The organism is Amylibacter sp. IMCC11727, from assembly GCF_029854195.1.
In the GTDB taxonomy this organism is placed as follows: domain Bacteria; phylum Pseudomonadota; class Alphaproteobacteria; order Rhodobacterales; family Rhodobacteraceae; genus Amylibacter.
Map to the genome: position 1 here is coordinate 1993630 of NZ_CP122960.1, position 19138 is coordinate 2012767.

At 52.8% G+C, this 19138-nt stretch carries 16 protein-coding genes; 13 read left to right on the top strand and 3 right to left on the bottom strand.

Annotated features, from left to right (window positions below; genetic code table 11):
- The first annotated feature begins 16 nt into the window (after positions 1-16).
- From QBD29_RS10095 to trpE, 3 genes are all read left to right on the top strand, one after another.
- Positions 17-1213, top strand: a complete 1197-nt coding sequence (locus QBD29_RS10095) for an aminotransferase (RefSeq protein ID WP_280097968.1) — start codon at positions 17-19, stop codon at positions 1211-1213.
- A 95-nt stretch (positions 1214-1308) separates the two neighbouring features.
- Positions 1309-3183: a SurA N-terminal domain-containing protein gene (locus QBD29_RS10100; protein ID WP_280097969.1), complete on the top strand. Its 1875-nt coding sequence runs from the start codon at positions 1309-1311 to the stop codon at positions 3181-3183.
- Entirely contained in the window at positions 3183-4700 is a 1518-nt protein-coding gene (gene trpE, locus QBD29_RS10105) for an anthranilate synthase component I (RefSeq protein WP_280097970.1), read from the top strand. The genes QBD29_RS10100 and trpE overlap by 1 nt, the downstream gene beginning before the upstream one ends.
- Before the next feature lie 4 nt (positions 4701-4704).
- Here trpE and QBD29_RS10110 read toward each other — a convergent pair whose 3' ends face one another.
- A complete protein-coding gene (locus QBD29_RS10110; RefSeq protein WP_280097971.1) occupies positions 4705-6339 on the bottom strand; it encodes a divergent polysaccharide deacetylase family protein in 1635 nt (544 codons plus the stop codon).
- Positions 6340-6477: 138 nt separating this feature from the next.
- Between QBD29_RS10110 and QBD29_RS10115 the strand changes: the two genes are divergently transcribed.
- From QBD29_RS10115 to lexA, 6 genes are all read left to right on the top strand, one after another.
- A complete protein-coding gene (locus QBD29_RS10115) occupies positions 6478-7059 on the top strand; it encodes an aminodeoxychorismate/anthranilate synthase component II (protein WP_280097972.1) in 582 nt (193 codons plus the stop codon).
- Positions 7056-8081 (top strand): anthranilate phosphoribosyltransferase, encoded by a 1026-nt coding sequence (trpD, locus tag QBD29_RS10120; protein WP_280097973.1) that lies wholly within the window; start codon positions 7056-7058, stop codon positions 8079-8081. Before QBD29_RS10115 ends, trpD begins: the two co-directional genes overlap by 4 nt.
- On the top strand, positions 8074-8886 hold the full coding sequence (gene trpC, locus QBD29_RS10125) for an indole-3-glycerol phosphate synthase TrpC (protein ID WP_280097974.1): 813 nt from the start codon (positions 8074-8076) through the stop codon (positions 8884-8886). The genes trpD and trpC overlap by 8 nt, the downstream gene beginning before the upstream one ends.
- Entirely contained in the window at positions 8886-9356 is a 471-nt protein-coding gene (gene moaC, locus QBD29_RS10130) for a cyclic pyranopterin monophosphate synthase MoaC (protein ID WP_280097975.1), read from the top strand. Before trpC ends, moaC begins: the two co-directional genes overlap by 1 nt.
- On the top strand, positions 9353-10537 hold the full coding sequence (gene glp / locus QBD29_RS10135) for a gephyrin-like molybdotransferase Glp (protein ID WP_280097976.1): 1185 nt from the start codon (positions 9353-9355) through the stop codon (positions 10535-10537). The genes moaC and glp overlap by 4 nt, the downstream gene beginning before the upstream one ends.
- Before the next feature lie 125 nt (positions 10538-10662).
- On the top strand, positions 10663-11349 hold the full coding sequence (gene lexA, locus QBD29_RS10140; RefSeq protein ID WP_280097977.1) for a transcriptional repressor LexA: 687 nt from the start codon (positions 10663-10665) through the stop codon (positions 11347-11349).
- Positions 11350-11391: 42 nt separating this feature from the next.
- Here lexA and QBD29_RS10145 read toward each other — a convergent pair whose 3' ends face one another.
- A complete protein-coding gene (locus tag QBD29_RS10145) occupies positions 11392-13500 on the bottom strand; it encodes a ComEC/Rec2 family competence protein (protein ID WP_280097978.1) in 2109 nt (702 codons plus the stop codon).
- Between the two features lie 24 nt (positions 13501-13524).
- Here QBD29_RS10145 and gltX point away from each other — a divergent pair, with 24 nt between their 5' ends.
- The 4 genes from gltX to QBD29_RS10165 all read left to right on the top strand — a co-directional run bounded on the left by gltX (position 13525) and on the right by QBD29_RS10165 (position 18293).
- Positions 13525-14934, top strand: a complete 1410-nt coding sequence (gene gltX, locus QBD29_RS10150) for a glutamate--tRNA ligase (protein ID WP_280097979.1) — start codon at positions 13525-13527, stop codon at positions 14932-14934.
- 58 nt (positions 14935-14992) lie between these two features.
- Positions 14993-16288, top strand: a complete 1296-nt coding sequence (gltA, locus tag QBD29_RS10155; RefSeq protein ID WP_280097980.1) for a citrate synthase — start codon at positions 14993-14995, stop codon at positions 16286-16288.
- Between the two features lie 130 nt (positions 16289-16418).
- On the top strand, positions 16419-17072 hold the full coding sequence (locus QBD29_RS10160) for an alternative oxidase (protein ID WP_280097981.1): 654 nt from the start codon (positions 16419-16421) through the stop codon (positions 17070-17072).
- 87 nt (positions 17073-17159) lie between these two features.
- Entirely contained in the window at positions 17160-18293 is a 1134-nt protein-coding gene (locus QBD29_RS10165) for a hypothetical protein (RefSeq protein WP_280097982.1), read from the top strand.
- Positions 18294-18296: 3 nt separating this feature from the next.
- On the opposite strand, the gene QBD29_RS10170 is transcribed toward QBD29_RS10165, so the two are convergent.
- The gene (locus QBD29_RS10170) at positions 18297-19073 is read right to left on the bottom strand and encodes an enoyl-CoA hydratase-related protein (protein WP_280097983.1); all 777 of its coding nucleotides are present in this window, start codon (positions 19071-19073) and stop codon (positions 18297-18299) included.
- Positions 19074-19138 lie beyond the last annotated feature (65 nt).

The following is a 19138-nucleotide window of genomic DNA, read 5'->3' on the forward strand; positions in this document are numbered from 1 at the left end:
CGTAAAGGAAACACCTATGTCAGTTAATCCAGTGAACCCTAATTTGTTCGCAACCATGTCTTCACCCATTATGGATTCGCGCCGCTGGGTGGATGGAAAAACGTTTTCTGACGGAATGCCGCTAATCAACGTCAGCCAAGCCGCCCCTGTTGATCCGCCCCCTGCCCCTTTGCGTGAAGCACTGGCGGATGCGGTGCTGAATGATGCGGGGGCGCATCTGTACGGGGCCGTTTTGGGTTTTCCTGAGTTGCGTGCCGAAGTGGCGCAGCAATGGTCCGCAGCTTATGGCGGCAAACTGGATGCTGAAAACGTTGGCATTACCTCTGGCTGCAATCAGGCGTTTTGTGCGGCGATTTCATCGCTGTGTGGTCCAGGGGACGCAGTGATTTTACCAGCCCCTTGGTATTTCAATCATAAAATGTGGCTTGATATGGCGGGGATCGAGTGCCGTGTTCTTATGTGTGGCGATGATATGTTGCCCGTTCCAGAACAGGCGGCAGAGTTGATTGACGACAAGGTCAAAGCCATCATTCTGGTGACGCCAAACAATCCAAGTGGGGTGGAATACCCTTCTGCGCTGGTCGATGCCTTTTTTAAAGTCGCTAAAAATGCGGGCATTTCGCTGGTGATTGACGAAACTTACCGCGATTTTCATTCTGTGACGGGCGCGCCCCATGGGCTGTTTGCCAAGGATAATTGGCAGGACACGTTGATCCAGTTGTATTCCTTTTCCAAAGCCTATCGCCTGACAGGGCATCGCGTGGGGGCCATTATTTCCAGTACTGCGCGATTGGCAGAAATGGAAAAATTCCTCGACACGCTAACCATATGTCCAAACCAATTGGGTCAGCGTGGTGCGTTGTTTGGGATGCAAAATCTAGGCAATTGGCTAGGCGGAGAGCGGCGCGAGATTTTGGACCGTCGCGCGGCCATGATCGAAGGGTTTCCATCGCTTGAAGGCTGGACGCTTAAAGGGTGCGGCGCGTATTTTGCTTATGCCGAACATCCGTTTGAAGCGTCTTCGCATGATGTGGCAAAAGCACTGGTGGAGGAGGCCGCCATCTTGGCGCTTCCAGGCACTATGTTCAGCCCAACTCTGGCTGAGGGCGGAACTGGCCACGCCGAACGGCATTTCCGCATCGCATTCGCCAATATTGATCGCGCGGGTATCGGTAAGTTGTTTGACCGATTGTCCAGTTTTTCCATGCCATAACGACATGTTGAGGCTGCATTTAACGGTTGCCGCTTGCCTTGCGCGTTGTGGCTGTTAAAACCTGCGCCTGACATAAGGTTAAAAGGGTCCAATCGATGTTAAACAGCATGCGCGGTAGCGGTCAAAGCAAGACAATGTGGATCATTATGGGTTTGCTGATGTTTGGCCTGACCTTTGGGTTTGGTTTAGATAGCTTGCGCGGGGCAAATGTAACCGCAATCGGGACTGTTGGGGAAGAACCCATCGAAGTAAACACCTATGCACGCGCGTATCGCGCAGCATCGGCGCGCCTGAGCCAACAATTTGGCCGCGCCCTTACACCTGCTGAACTGGATCAGTTGAATGTACAGCAACAAGTTCTTGATGCGGTCGCGGCTCAAGCGGCGCTGGACAATGAGACAGCCAACCTTGGTTTGTCCGTTGGAGACAATATGGTGCGCGACAGCATTCGCAACAGCGTACAGTTTCAGGGTTTGAATGGCGGGTTTGACCAAGAGACCTATCGCTATTTCCTTGAAAACCAAATGGGCATGAGCGCGAATGATTTTGAAACACAAGTGCGCAAGGAAAATGCCCGTGTTTTGGTTCAAAACGCAGTTGTTGGGGGTGTAAACAGCGACACAACCATGGCGTTGACCCTGTTGAATTTCGCCCAACAAGAGCGTTCATTTGAATGGGCTGCGCTGAGCGAAGCGAACCTTGCAGCACCTGTAGCAGACCCAACGCAAGCAGAACTTGATGCGTTTTATACTGTACAAGCAGCGGATTACATGACGCCGCTGACTCGTAAGGTGACATACGCATGGTTGAACCCAGCAGACCTGCTGGATCAAGTGAATGTGGATGATGCAGAGATCCGCGAAAGCTATGATTTGCAATCAGATCGGTTTAACCGCCCAGAGCAACGCGCTGTGGATCGACTGGTATTCCCAACTGTGGAAGAAGCACAAAACGCGCGGGACCGTCTTGATGCAGGATCCGCAACCTTTTCTGAAATCGTTGCCGAACGGGGTTTGGCCGAAACAGATGTGGATTTGGGCGAAGTTGATCGCACGGGTCTGAGCCCTGCTGCCGCGGATTTGCTGTTTAGCCAAGAGGAACCAGGTGTTGTTGGTCCTGTCGACTCTTCGCTCGGCCCTGCCCTGTTCCGCATCAACGCCGTGATCCAAGCGGACAACACACCGTTTGAAGAGGTTCGCGACGAACTACGGACCGAACTAGCGGGCGAAAGCGCACGCCGTTTGGTGGTGGATTTGGTTGGCGATTTGGATGACGAACTGGCCGGTGGTGTGCGCCTTGAAGAGTTGAACAAAATCGAAGGCGTTCAAGTTGGAACGATTGATTACTTTAACGGTGTTGAACATCCTTTGGCTGGCTACAACACGTTCCGCACTGCGGTTGTGGCCCTTAACGAAGGGGACTTTCCTGAAATCCTCGACCTGAGCGATGGCGGCGTTTTCGCCGTGCGCTTGGACGGGATTGAAGAACCAGCACAGATTCCACAAGATGAAGTTGGGGATAAGCTGATTGCAGATTGGCGTGCTGTCAAAACCAACGAAGCCCTGCTGGAACTGGCGGAACGGTTCAAACCTGGGCTCGAGCAAGGTGGAGACCTGTCTTTTGTTGGTGTTGATTTGACAGCCGTAGACGGGATCACACGCACCAGCTTTATCGAAGCATTGCCACCGACAGCGGTTTCTGAGGTATTTACGTTAGAGCTGGGGGACGTGACTGTGATTGACGCAGGAAACGCAGCGATTTTGGTTCGCCTGACAAACATCACTGATTTCGACCCAGACCAAGACGGTAACGATGTGGCGCTGGATCGGATCAAAGAGCAGATTGATGCGCAAGTGTCGTTGGACATTCTGGATTACTTTTCTGATGCTTTGCAGGCAGATGCGGGCGTGGCCTTGGATCAAAACATCATCAATCAGGTAAACCAGCAAATTTTGGGCGGTGGATACTAGTGAGCGCGCTTGTCCCTTCTTTTGACACGTTTGAGGCACAGCACGACGCGGGCCACAATCAGGTTGTCTATACACGTTTAGTGGCTGACATGGACACGCCAGTGTCCTTAATGCTGAAACTCGCGCAGGCGCAAAAAGACAGCTTTATGCTCGAAAGTGTGACAGGCGGCGAAGTACGCGGTCGGTATTCCTGTATCGGGTTCAAGCCTGATCTGATTTGGCAGTGTCACGGCGATCATGCGCGGATTAACCGCCAAGCACGATTTGATGCCCAAGCCTTTGAACCCATGGAGGGCGACCCCCTTACTGCGCTGCGGTCAGTTATTGAAGAAAGCCACATTGATCTGCCAGAAGGGTTACCAGCGATTGCAGCAGGTCTGTTTGGCTATCTTGGCTATGACATGATCCGTCAGGTGGAACATCTGCCCAATGTAAACCCCGATCCCCTTGGCCTGCCCGATGCGGTGATGATGCGCCCATCCGTGGTGGTGGTGGTGGATGGTGTTAAAGGTGAAATTACAGTTGTGTCCCCTGTTTGGGTGGCTGGCGGGTTGTCAGCCCGCGCCGCATATAATCAAGCGGCAGAACGGGTCATGGATGCAGCGCGGGATTTGGAACGCTCTATCCCCATGTCCACCCCTGTCACGGATATCGAAAATTCGGTCGGTGAACCTGTTTCAAACACCACAAAAGACGAATATTTCGACATTGTCGCCAAGGCCAAAGACTACATTAAGGCGGGCGATATTTTCCAAGTGGTGCCCAGCCAACGTTGGGCGCAGGATTTCAAACTGCCCCCGTTTAGCCTGTATCGCGCATTGCGTCGTACCAACCCTAGCCCGTTCATGTTTTTCTTTAACTTTGGTGGGTTTCAGGTTGTGGGGGCCAGCCCTGAAATCCTCGTTCGTTTGAAAGAAGGCGAAGTCACAATCCGTCCGATTGCTGGCACGCGCCATCGCGGCAAAAATGAAGCCGAAGATCGTGCGTTGGAACAGGACCTGTTGAGCGATCAAAAAGAACTGGCAGAACACTTGATGTTGCTGGATTTGGGCCGCAACGATGTGGGCCGTGTTGCCAAAGTGGGCAGCGTTCATCCCACCGAAAAGTTCATCATCGAGCGGTATTCGCATGTGATGCACATTGTTTCGAACGTTGTGGGTGACTTGTCTGACGATCATGATGCGCTGTCAGCACTGTTGGCGGGTATGCCAGCGGGGACAGTATCTGGGGCACCCAAAGTGCGCGCGATGGAAATCATCGACGAGTTGGAAAAAGAAAAACGCGGTGTGTACGGCGGTGGGTGTGGGTATTTCTCTGCAAATGGGGAAATGGACATTGCCATTGCTCTGCGCACAGCAGTGTTGAAAGATCAAAAGCTGTACATCCAAGCGGGTGGCGGTGTGGTTTATGACAGTGACGCTGAGGCGGAATTCCAAGAAACCGTCAACAAATCCAACGCGTTGCGCAAAGCAGCGGAAGACGCAAAAGACTTCGTGTCCTCTGGCGGCAACTTTTAAACCATCAGTTTTTCAACAAAGCTGCGGATGCTGGGGCGAGCGTAACAGCCCGTGCTTTGGAACTGAGGCTCCAGCTGAGAAGTGTGCCGAGCGTTGCTTTGGACGGGGTGGCCATAATCATCACCGCTCCTTTTGATCGGGCTTCGCGTGCTGCGCGATCCAGTTGTTGAGTGATGACTGGCCCTGCTTCGCCCGATTTATCGACAAATCTGAAAATCGTCGCGCTTGCGACGTTTTCCTGTTCTGCAATGCGTTTAGTGCCGTTTAACCCACCCGCGTAAGTCACCAAACCGTGGCCCGAAGTGGCAAAGTGTTTGACCACAGCACGTGATAGACGTTGGTCTTTTTGCAAGTTAGCAGATGGACGATCAATCAGACCAACCGCCGTTGGCATAATCTCGAAATACTCTGCGAGCAATTCTGCCACTTGGGCGTTTGATTGCCCGCCTGATAGGGAAAGTTTGACGTTGCGCGGCGTCATGGCCAGCACTTCAAACCCTGCATCACGGTACATCTGAGCCTTGTTTCCTGCATCTGGTTCATCCAATGACACAGCAATCGTCAACGGCAGGTTCAAGCCTTGCAAACTAGGCAATTGATCGGAAATTTTTCCGTTGTCGATCAGCACGATAGACATCAATGGATCATCCGTAACGGGGAAATCATTGGCATTGCGCACCAAAGCGCCTGCATCCGTGTTGTCCTCATTTGTGGTTTCTGTCGGTTCTTGCTCAACAACACTGTCGCCAATGGTTTTAAACCGACTGTTGGATTTACCCGTACGCAGCGCCGCCAAACCCGTTTCGGACTCTTTGCCAATCTTGGGCAGTTGCGCCCCGCGTGTGATGATCGACCCGCCTGTTGTTTTAAACGTGCCAGATGTGTTTGGTTTTTCTTCTTCAACCGCGTCTTGCACAGCTACAGCGGCGGTTTCTGGTTTTTCGGGGTCCGTGATGTCGGGGAGTGTTGCAACGCTTGGCGCATTGGTGGCCAGTTCGAGCGGCTCATCTGCGGATTCAGGATCGGCAACTGTGGCGGTCTGCACATCTGTGTTTTCGCTTGGCTCTACCTCTGCCACACTGGGGCTGTCGGTTTCTAATTCTGGCTCGGCCAGTTGAACCGCGTCCGCAGGTGTTGTGGAGAGTGTTGGGCTGTCATCCCCTTGCGCCGCTGTTGGTTGTTCTGGTGCAGCGTCCACATCAACCGCTGAGGTGTTTTCAGGCAGCACCATGGCCAATTCTGTGTCTGGATCTTCTACAGGACCAAGAGACTCAACATCAGACAGTTTTGGCGGTTTTGATTGATCGAGCGGTGCGATTTCCGGGGCTTCTACGTCTGCGACTTTGGGTTCTTCAACAACTTTGGGTTCTTCAACAGTTGGCTCCGGTTCAGTGGTATCTGCCACCTCTGGCGCATCAACTGTTTCGTCTGTTTTTGGCTCCACCATGCTCAGTTTGGGTAAGGCTGGATCGGCAGATTCCGTTTCTGTTGCGGCGGCATCGGCCTGTTTCGCAGTCACATCTGCATCGACTTTGCCCTTGGGGGGCACAATCGGGTTTAGCGCCGCCAAAATGACGCCAGAGGTTAATCCGACTGCCAAACCTGATACGATTCCAAGTGTTTTTCCACCGATTGCCATCTGGTGCCTCTTTGCCTGTGTGTGGCGTGTGTTTTCTTATGATGGTGCTCTTGACCTCGGACCACGCCCGTGAGCAATGTATAACGCACAAATCAAGTGGGATCACCCCTAAAACTGCGCGGATCGAGGACAGGCAATATGCTGCTTTTGATAGATAATTACGACAGCTTCACCTATAATTTGGTGCATTACGTCGGCGAATTGGGCGCGGATGTTGTGGTGAAACGCAACGATGAAATCACCGTCCAAGATGCTATGGGCATGGGCGCGGATGCGATTATGCTGTCCCCTGGTCCTTGCGACCCAGATCAGGCTGGTATTTGTTTGCCCCTAACCATGGCCGCAGCGGAAACAAAAATGCCGCTGATGGGGGTGTGTTTGGGTCACCAGACGATTGGCCAAGCCTTTGGCGGCAATGTGGTGCGCTGCCATGAAATCGTACACGGCAAAATGGGTAAGATGCACCATTCTGATACATCTGTGTTCAAAGGGCTGCCCACTCCGTTTGATGCCACACGCTATCATTCTTTGGTCGTGGAAAAAGAAACGCTGCCTGACTGTTTGGAAACGACAGCTTGGTTAGAGGATGGAACGATCATGGGGTTACAGCACAAAACGCTGCCCATTCATGGTGTCCAGTTTCATCCCGAAAGCATCGCCTCGGAACACGGTCATGCCCTGCTGAAGAACTTTCTTGATATGGCATTGGAACCTGCATGAGCACTCAACTAAAAACTCTGATCGCAGCGGCCATTGATGGCCCCTTGAGCGGCGCACAGGCCCGCGAAGCGTTTGAAATTATCATGAATGGGGATGCCACGCCTGAACAAATCGGTGGATTGTTAATGGTGATGCGCACGCGGGGTGAATCTGTGGCGGAATATGCTGCGGCTGCCGCTGTGATGCGCGCGAAATGCAATGCGGTGTCCGCACCCGAGGGGGCGATTGATATCGTGGGCACAGGGGGTGACGGGAAATCAACCCTGAACATTTCCACCGCCACTGCGATTGTCACCGCAGGTGCTGGTGTTGTGGTTGCAAAACACGGCAACCGAAATCTGTCTTCGAAATCGGGTACGGCAGATGCGCTTGGTGAATTGGGGGTTGAAGTGATGGTCGGCCCCAAAGTGGTTGAAAAGGCCATAAACACTTGTGGCATCGGCTTTATGATGGCACCCATGCACCATCCTGCAACGCGTCACGTGATGCCCGCACGCCAAGCGCTTGGCACACGCACGATTTTCAATATTCTTGGCCCACTGACCAATCCAGCAGGCGCAAAACGCCAGCTGACTGGTGCATTTTCCAAAGACATGATCCGCCCCATGGCGGAGGTTTTGCTGGAGCTTGGGTCGGAAAAAGCATGGCTGGTTCATGGCTCAGACGGCACAGATGAAATTTCAATCGCGGGCCCTACTTGGGTGGCAAAATTGGAAAACGGCGCGGTCACAGAGTCCGAAATCGCCCCCGAAGATGCGGGCCTGCCAGAGCATCCATTTGAATCGATCGTTGGCGGCTCCCCTGCCCACAATGCCCAAGCCCTGCGCGATCTGTTAAAGGGTGAAAAGTCCGCCTATCGCGATGCGGTCCTGTTTAACACCGCCGCCGCATTGGTTGTTGCAGACAAAGCCGCAACCTTGCCAGAAGGCGTTGAAATGGCGGCACACAGCATTGACAGTGGCGCCGCGCAACAAAAGCTCGACGCTTTGGCCCAGATTACAACGGAGGCCGCAGATGGCTGATATCCTAGAAAAAATTAAGACCTATAAGCTCGAAGAAGTGGCCAAAGCAAAAGAAGAAGTTTCGTTGGCTGAACTCGAAGCGCTGGCAGGGGATCAAACACCACCGCGCGGGTTTGCCGAGGCATTGCGCGTGGCCAGCACATCTGGCGGATATGGTTTGATTGCTGAAGTGAAAAAAGCCAGCCCATCCAAAGGTCTGATCCGAGAAGATTTTGATCCTGCCACATTGGCGCAAGCCTATGCGGAAGGAGGCGCGACCTGTCTGTCCGTTCTAACCGACACGCCATCGTTTCAAGGGGCGCCCGAGTTTTTGACCCAAGCGCGTGATGCCTGCACCCTGCCCTGTTTGCGCAAAGATTTCATGTATGACACCTATCAAGTGGCCGAAGCACGGGCATGGGGTGCGGATTGTATCTTGATCATCATGGCATCGGTTTCCGATGCACAGGCCCAAGAATTGGAAGCGGCCGCCTTTGAAAAAGGGATGGATATGCTGGTTGAGGTGCATGACCGCGAAGAACTGGATCGTGCGGCGATTTTAAAATCTCCATTGCTGGGCATCAACAACCGCAACTTGAAAACGTTTGACGTGAGCATTGATACGTCAAAAACGCTGGCGCGATATGCCCCTGCGGAACGGATGCTGGTGTCAGAAAGCGGGTTGAACACACGCCATGATTTGGCCGAACTGGCCCAATTCGGTGTGCGCTGTTTCTTGATCGGGGAATCCTTGATGCGCCAAGACAATGTAACGGGCGCAACCCGTGATCTGTTATCGAGCCCTTGGGCCCCGCAGGCCATGTGATGACAGGTCTTACGCATTTTGATGACACGGGCGCGGCCCATATGGTGGATGTGTCCGAAAAGGACGTAACCGCCCGCGTTGCCACCGCCAAAGGCCGTGTTGTTATGAACGCAGCCACCCGCGCCATGATCGAAGAAGGACGCGCCAAAAAAGGCGATGTGCTGTCTGTTGCGCGTCTTGCGGGCATCATGGGGGCCAAAAAGACCCCTGATCTAATCCCACTGTGTCATCCGCTGGCCATTACCAAGGTAACCGTTGATCTGCGCTATGTAGAAGATGGTGTGGAAATCGAAGCAACGGTCAAAACAACGGGTCAAACCGGGGTCGAGATGGAAGCTCTGACCGCTGTGAATGTGGCCGCATTAACCGTTTATGACATGGTCAAAGCGGTCGATAAGACCATGCAGATCACCGATGTGCGCGTTGTTCTGAAAGATGGCGGCAAATCTGGGCGGTTTGAAGCGGAATGATTACCGTCGATGACGCACTGTCCAAGGTTTTGGACCTGTTTTCCCCGCTTTCCGCTGAAACTGTTCCTTTGCGCAAAGCAGCGGGCCGCGTTTTGGCTGCAGATGCAGTGGCGGATCGGGATCAGCCGCCCTTCGCGTCATCTGCAATGGATGGCTACGCCGTTCAAAACGCGGATTTGGCGCAAGGCGCAACGCTTACTGTGATTGGTGAAAGTGCTGCGGGCAGTGCTTTTGATGGGGCCATAACATCGGGGCAAGCTGTACGTATTTTTACAGGTGCGCCTGTCCCCGTCGGGGCGGATCGGATCTTGATCCAAGAAGACTGCACCGCCGCGGGCGAAACGATCACCGTTGGCGCAGGTCTTGATGAGAGCTTTTATATTCGCCCCGCAGGTGGGGATTTCAAACGCGGAGATATCATGGCGGCCCCGCGTGTGTTGTCTGCGGGTGATATTGCACTGTTGGCATCCATGAATTGTGCGCAGGTTCGTGTAGTGCGCAAACCCCGCGTTGCTCTTGTTGCGACGGGCGATGAATTGGTTATGCCTGGTGAAAGCCCGAGTGCGGACCAGATTATTTCTAGCAATAACTTTGGCTTAAAAGCATTGGTTGAAGCCAACGGTGGCTCCGCGCAGATTCTGCCCATTGCCAGTGACAGCGAAGACAGCCTCGCGGCGGTGTTGCAAGCCGCATCAAGCGCAGACGTGATTGTCACCCTTGGGGGTGCATCGGTTGGGGATCATGATTTAGTGCGCAAAGTCGCCACCAAAGCGGGATTGGAACAATCGTTTTACAAAGTCGCCATGCGCCCGGGAAAACCTCTTATGGCGGGGCGTTTGGGTGACACGGCCATGATCGGCTTGCCCGGCAACCCTGTCAGTTCGATGGTTTGTGGGACGGTGTTTCTGATCCCTGCTCTGCGGGCTATGCTGGGTCTTGGGAAATCTGCCATGCCGCGCGAAGTGGCGCGTTTGGGCCGCGATATCGCCAGCAATGGGCCGCGCAGCCATTACATGCGCGCGCAACTGTCCATCGAAGATGGGCTGCTGACCTGCACGCCAGAAACACGCCAAGACAGTTCTTTGCTGTCAGTGTTGTCTCGGGCCGATGCACTGATGGTTCGGGATCCAGATGATGCGCCTCGAGTAAAAGGTGATACGGTAGAATTTATTCGGCTCTGAGCCACAAAAGGTCATTCGGTTTGACTTTCTGTAAAATTTTATTTTGACACAAAACAAGAACACTTGTAGAACAATATCGAACACATGCGAACATAACGCGATATTTTTGACGCAGGAGGATTGTTATGCTGACACGAAAGCAGATGGATTTGTTGGAGTTTATCCACAAGCGGATGCAAAAAGACGGCGTTCCCCCTTCGTTTGACGAAATGAAAGAGGCACTTGATCTGCGATCAAAGTCGGGCATTCACCGCTTGATTACAGCCCTTGAAGAACGTGGATTTATCCGCCGCTTGGCTCACCGCGCCCGTGCAATCGAAATTGTGCGCCTACCTGACAGCATTGATGCAGGCGGTTTCAAACCCCGTGTCATTGAAGGGTCGCGTACGGATCCGCCACGTGATGCAATCGCGGTCGAATCTGCGAATTCTAATTCCCTGCCAATCATGGGGAAAATCGCGGCGGGTACACCGATTGCTGCGATCCAAGATATCCAAAACCATGTGACCGTGCCCGATCAGATGATGCACAATCAAGGCCGTCACTATGCGTTGGAGGTGAAGGGCGATTCCATGATCGAGGCTGGCATCAACGAAGGTGATGTTGTGGTGATCCATGAACAAACTGATGCGGATAACGGCGATATCGTTGTGGCCTTGGTCGAAGATCAAGAAGCCACGCTGAAATATCTGCGCAAGAAAGGTTCTGCCATTGCGCTGGAAGCGGCCAACCCAGCCTATGAAACGCGGGTGTACCGTGACGATCAGGTAAAGGTTCAGGGCAAACTCGTTGGCTTGATCCGCACATACTAAACCTCTGAAAACCGTTGATAAACGCGTCCCAACGGAGCGCGTTTATTCGTTCCAGATGCGGTGTCCCGACACATCCTTGGCGGATTGCAGTTTCAATCCTTGTGGCGTTGCCCAAACCGCCACAGCCCCACCTTCACGTAGACTGATTTGATTGACTTGATGACATGGGCCATCAACCCTGTCTTTGATTTGAGGCGAGATCAGCAAAGCATGTTCTACGCAGGCAGTGCGCAACACTTCAGGGTCTGGTGACTTGCTCCACACGTAATACACGGATTGGCCAACGACATCGTAACGCCATTGCGATTTATCAAAAACCATTCGCGCTGCGGCAGCGGATTGAATGGCCCCGTCCCCATCGTTTTCAAGCCATGTCTTGGCGGCAAATCCGTTTCCTTTGTCCCGCGAAAGCGCGCGACCCTTTCCCGTTTCAATGCCCACCATACGGCCATTGTCGGTAATCAACATCTGTGGGCGGTCCGATTGCGACCACAGACCCAAGGCAATGGCTGATAGGCCAATACCGACTAGCCGACCACGCCCCTGGATCAAAATCAATACCAGTGCCCCGAAGGTGAACAGCCCCAGAGTGGCGGATGACGTGGACGCAAAACGGATCACGGCGCCCTCTAGCCCAGATACAAAATTGGCCACCCCAAGTATCCATTCAATGCCTTTACCCATGACCCAAAAGGCAGGCCCTTGCAGACCGATCACAGACAAAACAGCCGCAATGACGGCTGCAGGCATCACCAACATCCCCATGACGGGAACCGACAACAGATTGGCCAGTAATCCGTATTGCGCGGTCTGGTTGAAATGGAACGCCGAAAACGGTGCGGTGGCTACCCCTGCAATGGCTGATGCGATAACCAAGGAAAACACGGGCGACAGAAAACGAAACCGCCCCCGATTAAGGCCGTGCCACATCGGGGATTTATTCAAGGCCTCAAACGTTGCCACAAGGGCGGTGGTGGCCGCAAAAGACATTTGAAACCCAGGTTGGGTCAGGCTCTCTGGGCGGGCAACGAGAATGATCGTGGCAGCAATGGCAACGGCACGCAGTGTAATGGCTGGACGGTCCAACAGGATTGCAATCAACATAACCGCAACCATGACGAACGCTCGCTGTGTGGCGATATTGGCCCCTGATATCATAAGATACGCCAGCCCCGCCACCAACGCGATCACCGCGCCGATTTTCTTTGCTTGCCAGCGCACGGCAAGAACAGGAACGGCGGCGATACCAAAGCGCACAAAGCCAAAGATGAACCCTGTCAGCAATCCCATATGCAGCCCAGATATCGCCAAGAGATGCGCGAGGTTGGATTGACGCAAGTCGGTGAGCAGATTGGGATCAATCTGGCTACGGTCCCCCGTTATAATTGCCGCAGCAAATGCCCCGCTTTGACCTTTTACCTGTTTTTGAATGTGCCCAGACATCCACATTCGAAACGCAAACAGGCGCAGTTTGAACGTGTTTGGATTGGCCGGTTCAGCAAGCATAGGGGGATTGCGCGAATATCCGACCGCGCCAAGCCCATCAAACCACGCCTTGCGCTGAAAATCGAACCCACCTGGTTCAACAGGGCCAGCGGGTGCGGATAAGCTGCCCGTCACCATAATACGTGCGCCAGGTGTCAGGGGTGTTCCTGTGATTTTGGAATGGAGCGCAACGCGAATGCGATCTGGGGTGCGTGCTGCGCTGATCTTGCTGAGCGTTGGATGGATCAGCGTGACGCGAGGTTTATCTGATGTCGAGCGATCCAGATGTGAAATCGTACCCTCGATTGGGCCGTAGTAATGCAACCCCAATTTGGGCGCATCCACTGCATGGGACCGCGCCACCGCCAATAAGAACCCAAAAGCGATGAAAATCGGAACCCACACCAGAACGCGCAGGGTTTCGGGCAGCAGTTTTGTGACCAATACCAAGCAAAGGCAGATGCCAAGAACCGACAGGATAAGGTTGAAATCAGGCTCAAACCGAATGGCAAAATATATGCTGATCCCAACGCCCAGCCACACAGGAACCCACAGCGCAAAGCGGTGGCGCTGCGCAAATAGTGCCGCATGAAACCCGTGCAACAGCATCGTGTGCTTGTCCTTTGATGGTGGGACGCATAAGAAGTGCTCACCTTGCAAAGTCATGGTTTCCAAAAGGTTAATTTCCACATGTCCGATCAAACTGTCGTCACACGTTTTGCACCCTCGCCCACTGGTTTTTTGCACATTGGGGGCGCGCGCACTGCACTGTTCAATTGGCTTTATGCCCGAAACCAAGGTGGCAAGTTCCTTTTGCGCATCGAAGACACGGACCGCGAACGATCCACACCCGAAGCCACGGCGGCGATTTATGATGGGTTGAAATGGTTGGGGCTGGATTGGGACGGCGACGCTATCAGCCAATTTGAACGCCGTGATCGCCATGCCGAAGTGGCCCATGACATGTTGGCCAATGGAACGGCTTATAAGTGTTACTCAACACCCGAAGAGATCGAAGCCTTTCGCGAAACTGCGCGAGCCGAAGGGCATGCCACCCTATTCCAAAGCCCGTGGCGGGACGCGGACCCAGCAGATGCACCTGACGCGCCCTATGTTGTGCGGTTAAAAGCGCCGCGCGATGGAGAAATTCGTATCAAGGACAAAGTGCAAAAAGACGTAAAATGGCAGGCAGAAACCCTTGACGATATGGTCTTGCTGCGCTCGGACGGGACACCGACCTATATGCTGGCCGTAGTGGTTGATGATCACGACATGGGTGTCACACACATCATTCGCGGTGATGACCACCTGATCAACGCGGGCCGCCAGAGCCTGATTTACCGTGCCATGGGCTGGGATATTCCTGTGTTTGCCCACATCCCACTAATCCATGGGGATGACGGCAAAAAACTGTCCAAACGTCACGGCGCGCTCGGTGTCGAAGCATACCGCGATATGGGTTATACACCTGCAACCATGCGCAATTATCTAACCCGTTTGGGCTGGAGCCACGGCAACGACGAGTTGTTCAGCACAGAGCAAGCAATTGAGTGGTTCGATTTCAAAGGGCTGGGAAAATCTCCGTCCCGTTTGGATTTCAAAAAACTCGATTCTGTGAGCGGATTTCAAATTGGGGCCTCTGATGAGGCCACACTCATGGCAGATATTGATGCCTTTGTCGCTGCGTCAGATGGCATAACTCTGTCCTCTGATGATCGCGAAAAATTGTCTGCGGTGTTACCCCTTGTCAAAGATCGCTCTAAGAAGATCGGCGATGTGCTTGAAAAGGCTTATTTTGTTTTGGGCACGCGCCCGTTTACGCCAAATGAAGCAGCGGAAAAACTGCTCGATACAGTATCCCGTCGTATACTGAAGCAATTGACTGCTGCGCTGCAGCATGCTACTTGGACCCTCGAAGGATTAGAGGCCTGTTTGCAAGAATTCGCAGCGGCCAATGACCTAAAGCTCGGCAAGATTGCACAGCCCCTGCGGGCCGCATTAACTGGGCGCACAGTATCTCCGTCAGTGTTTGACATGATGGCAGAACTGGGCAGAGAGGAAACCCTCGGCCGGCTGCAGGATGCAACTATGGGCATCTAACAAACGGCGCAAACAAACATAAGCAGGCGAACGGCTTGCAGACACAAAGAGAGGTCACATGACAGATAGTCCAAAAACAGCCAAACTCACCTTTGGAGACACCGAATTGGATTTGCCAATGTACTCTCCAACTGCTGGCCCGGATGTGATCGACATTCGCAAATTGTATGGCGAAGGTAAGGTTTTCACGTACGATCCTGGCTTCACATCAACAGCCGCTTGTGACAGCACAATCACTTTTATCGACGGGTTCAAAGGCGAATTGTTGCACCGTGGATACCCAATTGATCAACTGGCAGGGAAATCGCACTACCTCGAGGTTTGTTACCTGTTGCTTTATGGTGAATTGCCAAGCGCTGAAGATCTGGAAGATTTTGAAAACCGTGTAACAAACCATACAATGCTCCACGAGCAGATGATGAACTTCTTCCGTGGTTTCCGTCGCGATGCGCACCCGATGGCGATTATGACGGGCGTTGTTGGTGCAATGTCAGCGTTTTATCACGACAGTACCGATATTTCTGATCCATGGCAGCGCGAAGTGGCATCCATCCGCCTGATCGCGAAAATGCCAACAATTGCGGCTTACGCGTATAAATACCACGTTGGTCAGCCGTTTGTGTACCCACGCAATGATCTGGATTATGCGTCAAACTTCTTGCGTATGTGTTTCGCGGTTCCGGCCGAAGATTACGAAGTGAACCCCATTCTGGCCCGCGCAATGGATCGTATCTTTACGCTTCATGCGGACCACGAGCAAAACGCATCGACGTCTACTGTACGTCTGGCTGGCTCCTCTGGTGCGAACCCCTTCGCCTGTATCGCAGCGGGTATCGCCTGTCTTTGGGGCCCTGCGCATGGTGGCGCAAACCAAGCCTGTTTGGAAATGCTCGAAGAAATCGGGTCTGTGGACCGCATTCCCGAATTTATTGATCGGGCAAAGGACAAGGATGATCCGTTCCGCCTGATGGGTTTTGGCCACCGCGTATACAAAAACTTTGATCCACGGGCGACCGTGATGAAAGAAAGCGCGGATGAAGTGCTTGAGCTGCTCGGCGTTGGCAACAATCCAAAGCTGCAAGTGGCAAAGGAATTGGAGCGCATCGCTTTGGAAGACGAATACTTCGCGTCCAAAAAGCTGTTCCCGAACGTGGATTTCTATTCTGGCATCATCCTCGAAGCCATGGGTTTCCCAACATCCATGTTCACACCGATCTTTGCCCTGTCGCGCACAGTTGGTTGGATTGCACAGTGGAAAGAAATGATTGGCGATCCAACACAGAAAATTGGCCGTCCGCGCCAGTTGTACAAGGGTGCAACTCTGCGCGATTACGTCGACGTCGAAGACCGCTAAACATCAAAGAAATCACAGAAAGCCGCTCCTATTTGGGGCGGCTTTTTCTTGTGAAAGTGTCGCAGGCTGTGTCCCTTGTAAATCCTCTATCCGACTTAAATACTAAGGTATAAAGTGTGAGGATAATCTAATGATGACTGAGCCGAAAACCCCCGAAATCGAAGCGGATCATTTGACCGCGCACCATGTGCCACAGGATTTCCGTGATCGTTTGGCGTTTCGCATTGTGAAATTCATGCGTATTTTTGCAGATGCGTTCTTTTCCAACCGTTACGGCCACCGCGCCGTGGTTTTGGAAACGGTTGCCGCTGTGCCTGGCATGGTGGGGGGGCTGTTGCAGCATTTGAAAGCCATTCGCCACATTCGCGACGATCAGGGCTGGATCAAAGAGCTGATTGACGAAGCCGACAACGAGCGTATGCACCTTATGACCTTTATCAAAATCGCAGAGCCATCCCGATTTGAGCGTTTGTTGATCATGGTGGCGCAGTTGATCTTTTATAATCTGTACTTCTTTCTCTATCTGTTTGCGCCGCGTGTGGCCCACCGCGTCGTAGGGTATTTGGAGGAGGAAGCGGTTGTCAGCTACACCAATTATTTGGCGGAAATCGATGCTGGACGACAAGAAAACGTGCCAGCGCCCGACATTGCCAAAGACTATTGGAACCTGCCCGATGATGCGCGTTTGCGCGACGTAGTGATCGTGGTACGCCAAGATGAAGCAGAGCACCGTGATACAAACCACAGGTTTGCCGATACCATTGCAGCGGGCAAACAAGCATAAAACCACAGACATTTAAATTGTGAAGGCCATCCAAATTGGGTGGCCTTTTGCGTTGCAGTTCTACGCCTGTTTTGTTTGAGTAGTTCCATGAAAAGATATCTCATTTTAACGGCCACGCTTTTGATGTTGGCGCACCCGAGTTTTGCGGCAAATCAGTTTGTTAGATGTGTTCAGGAGCAGTTGGTTGCGATGGGTCAAGACCCCGGCCCTATTGACGGATCCCTTGGAAAACGAACACGTGCCGCGCTTGCCAAAGCGATCAACGGACACCCAGACTTAGAAACCCTACCCCGAATGTCGAACACTTATGCAGTAACTTGGTGTCGAAAGCTTGGGCAACACAGTTCGGATCTGCTGAAATTTTACCCCTCAGAAACCAAAGCCGTCATCAATGCGGATGAACCGAATTTGGAAAAAAACGAAGCGCTGATGCAAAGCGCTTTTCTTGGCGTTGAGTTGGAAAAAGTACGTGATTGGTACTACCGAGCGCATAATGTTCGCTTGGCATCTCGTGTGGATTTGGCAGCGTCATCTTCAGGAAAACGCGTGGCTGCACGTGTTCGTAAAATGCAGGCCCAAGGTGGGCATGCCAAAGTTCCCACCAAAAACGTTTTGGCACGCTGTAAACAGAGCGAGATTGCCGCCTACGCAGATCAAAACTTTATCGTGGTTTGTTTTCAGAATGAAAAAACCTTTGATTTTGCATGGACCGAGAAGATCAAAGTTCGGCTCGGCTACACGCTCGCCCATGAGTATTTTCACAGTATTCAGTTTGAATACGCGGCAGCCAAGCAACTGATCGTATATCGAAAAGGCCAAAAACCACCGAGATCAAAAGTGCGCCCCTCTTGGATGGTGGAAGGATCCGCCGATTACATGGCAAACTTGTATATTACGGACACTTACAAACGATTTATCACACCTGACCGCATTTTCGAATATGGCAACAAACATGACCAAACCCTCAATAAGATTGCCCGAACAGACAGTCTGCGAGACCCTACTGATTATGAAGTGTCCTTCTTGGCCGTTCATCTATTGGGCGAACGATACGGCGTGGATGCGCTGTTGAAATATTGGGAAAATATTGGGTTGGGAATGACTCACAAGGCATCGTTTGAGGATGCTTTCAACATGACGCTCGACGCTTACGAAAAGAAGTTCGAGATCTTGCGCAAAGACAAAGATGCTGCATTTGCCTTTGCTGCTGGTTTTGGTTGACGATTACCGTCCTTCAAACTGCGCTTTGCGTTTTTCCAAAAATGCCATGACACCTTCTTTGAAATCGGATGTGCGCCCTGCTTTGCCTTGCAAATGCGCTTCGGTTTCGAGCTGTTCTGAAAGCGTTTGATCAACGCTGGCGCGCATGGCTTTTTTGATCAGGCGATAGCCTTCGGTCGGGCCATTGGCCAAATGCTGGGCGCGGGTTTGTACAACGGCCTTAAAGCTGGCATCTGGAACCGCTTCCCAAATCATACCCCATTCGGCGGCTTTGCTCGCGCTGACGGGTTCTGCAAAAAGGGCGGCGCCCATGGCCCGCGCCATGCCGATCTGGCGTGGCAGCCAATAGGTTCCCCCTGCATCAGGGATTAGACCAATGCGCGAAAACGCCTGAAGGAACGTTGCGCTTTCGGCGGCAATGACAACATCCGCGGCCAACGCGAGGTTCGCCCCTGCCCCTGCCGCTGTGCCGTTCACCGCCGCAATGGTTGGAATGCGGCAATCAAAGATCGCATGCAACATTGGCTCGTATTCGTCGCGCAAAGTGCCTTCTAAATCAATGTTGGCCACTTTCGCTGCATCGCCCAAATCCTGACCCGCACAAAATCCACGACCAGCCCCTGTTAACACCAAAACCCGTGCTTCGGACTCTGCCTTTTTAACGGCGTGCAACACTTCTGCACGCATTTGCGTGGTCAAACCGTTCAAAACATCAGGGCGATTCAGCGTGATCGTGGCCACATTGTCGGACAGATCATAAAGAAGGGTTTCATAGTCCATGGCAGGCTCCTATTTTTCTGATCGCAGTGTAAACGCACGCCCCAGATTGAAAAGCGAAATCATCG

What these genes read in the sequence shown, in the direction of transcription:
- QBD29_RS10095 (WP_280097968.1), top strand. Translation starts at nt 17, where the DNA reads ATGTCAGTTAATCCAGTGAACCCTAATTTGTTCGCAACCATGTCTTCA.
- QBD29_RS10100 (WP_280097969.1), top strand. Translation starts at nt 1,309, where the DNA reads ATGTTAAACAGCATGCGCGGTAGCGGTCAAAGCAAGACAATGTGGATC.
- QBD29_RS10110 (WP_280097971.1), bottom strand. Translation starts at nt 6,339, where the DNA reads ATGGCAATCGGTGGAAAAACACTTGGAATCGTATCAGGTTTGGCAGTC.
- QBD29_RS10115 (WP_280097972.1), top strand. Translation starts at nt 6,478, where the DNA reads ATGCTGCTTTTGATAGATAATTACGACAGCTTCACCTATAATTTGGTG.
- trpD (WP_280097973.1), top strand. Translation starts at nt 7,056, where the DNA reads ATGAGCACTCAACTAAAAACTCTGATCGCAGCGGCCATTGATGGCCCC.
- trpC (WP_280097974.1), top strand. Translation starts at nt 8,074, where the DNA reads ATGGCTGATATCCTAGAAAAAATTAAGACCTATAAGCTCGAAGAAGTG.
- moaC (WP_280097975.1), top strand. Translation starts at nt 8,886, where the DNA reads ATGACAGGTCTTACGCATTTTGATGACACGGGCGCGGCCCATATGGTG.
- glp (WP_280097976.1), top strand. Translation starts at nt 9,353, where the DNA reads ATGATTACCGTCGATGACGCACTGTCCAAGGTTTTGGACCTGTTTTCC.
- lexA (WP_280097977.1), top strand. Translation starts at nt 10,663, where the DNA reads ATGCTGACACGAAAGCAGATGGATTTGTTGGAGTTTATCCACAAGCGG.
- QBD29_RS10145 (WP_280097978.1), bottom strand. Translation starts at nt 13,500, where the DNA reads ATGACTTTGCAAGGTGAGCACTTCTTATGCGTCCCACCATCAAAGGAC.
- gltX (WP_280097979.1), top strand. Translation starts at nt 13,525, where the DNA reads ATGTCCGATCAAACTGTCGTCACACGTTTTGCACCCTCGCCCACTGGT.
- gltA (WP_280097980.1), top strand. Translation starts at nt 14,993, where the DNA reads ATGACAGATAGTCCAAAAACAGCCAAACTCACCTTTGGAGACACCGAA.
- QBD29_RS10160 (WP_280097981.1), top strand. Translation starts at nt 16,419, where the DNA reads ATGATGACTGAGCCGAAAACCCCCGAAATCGAAGCGGATCATTTGACC.
- QBD29_RS10165 (WP_280097982.1), top strand. Translation starts at nt 17,160, where the DNA reads ATGAAAAGATATCTCATTTTAACGGCCACGCTTTTGATGTTGGCGCAC.
- QBD29_RS10170 (WP_280097983.1), bottom strand. Translation starts at nt 19,073, where the DNA reads ATGGACTATGAAACCCTTCTTTATGATCTGTCCGACAATGTGGCCACG.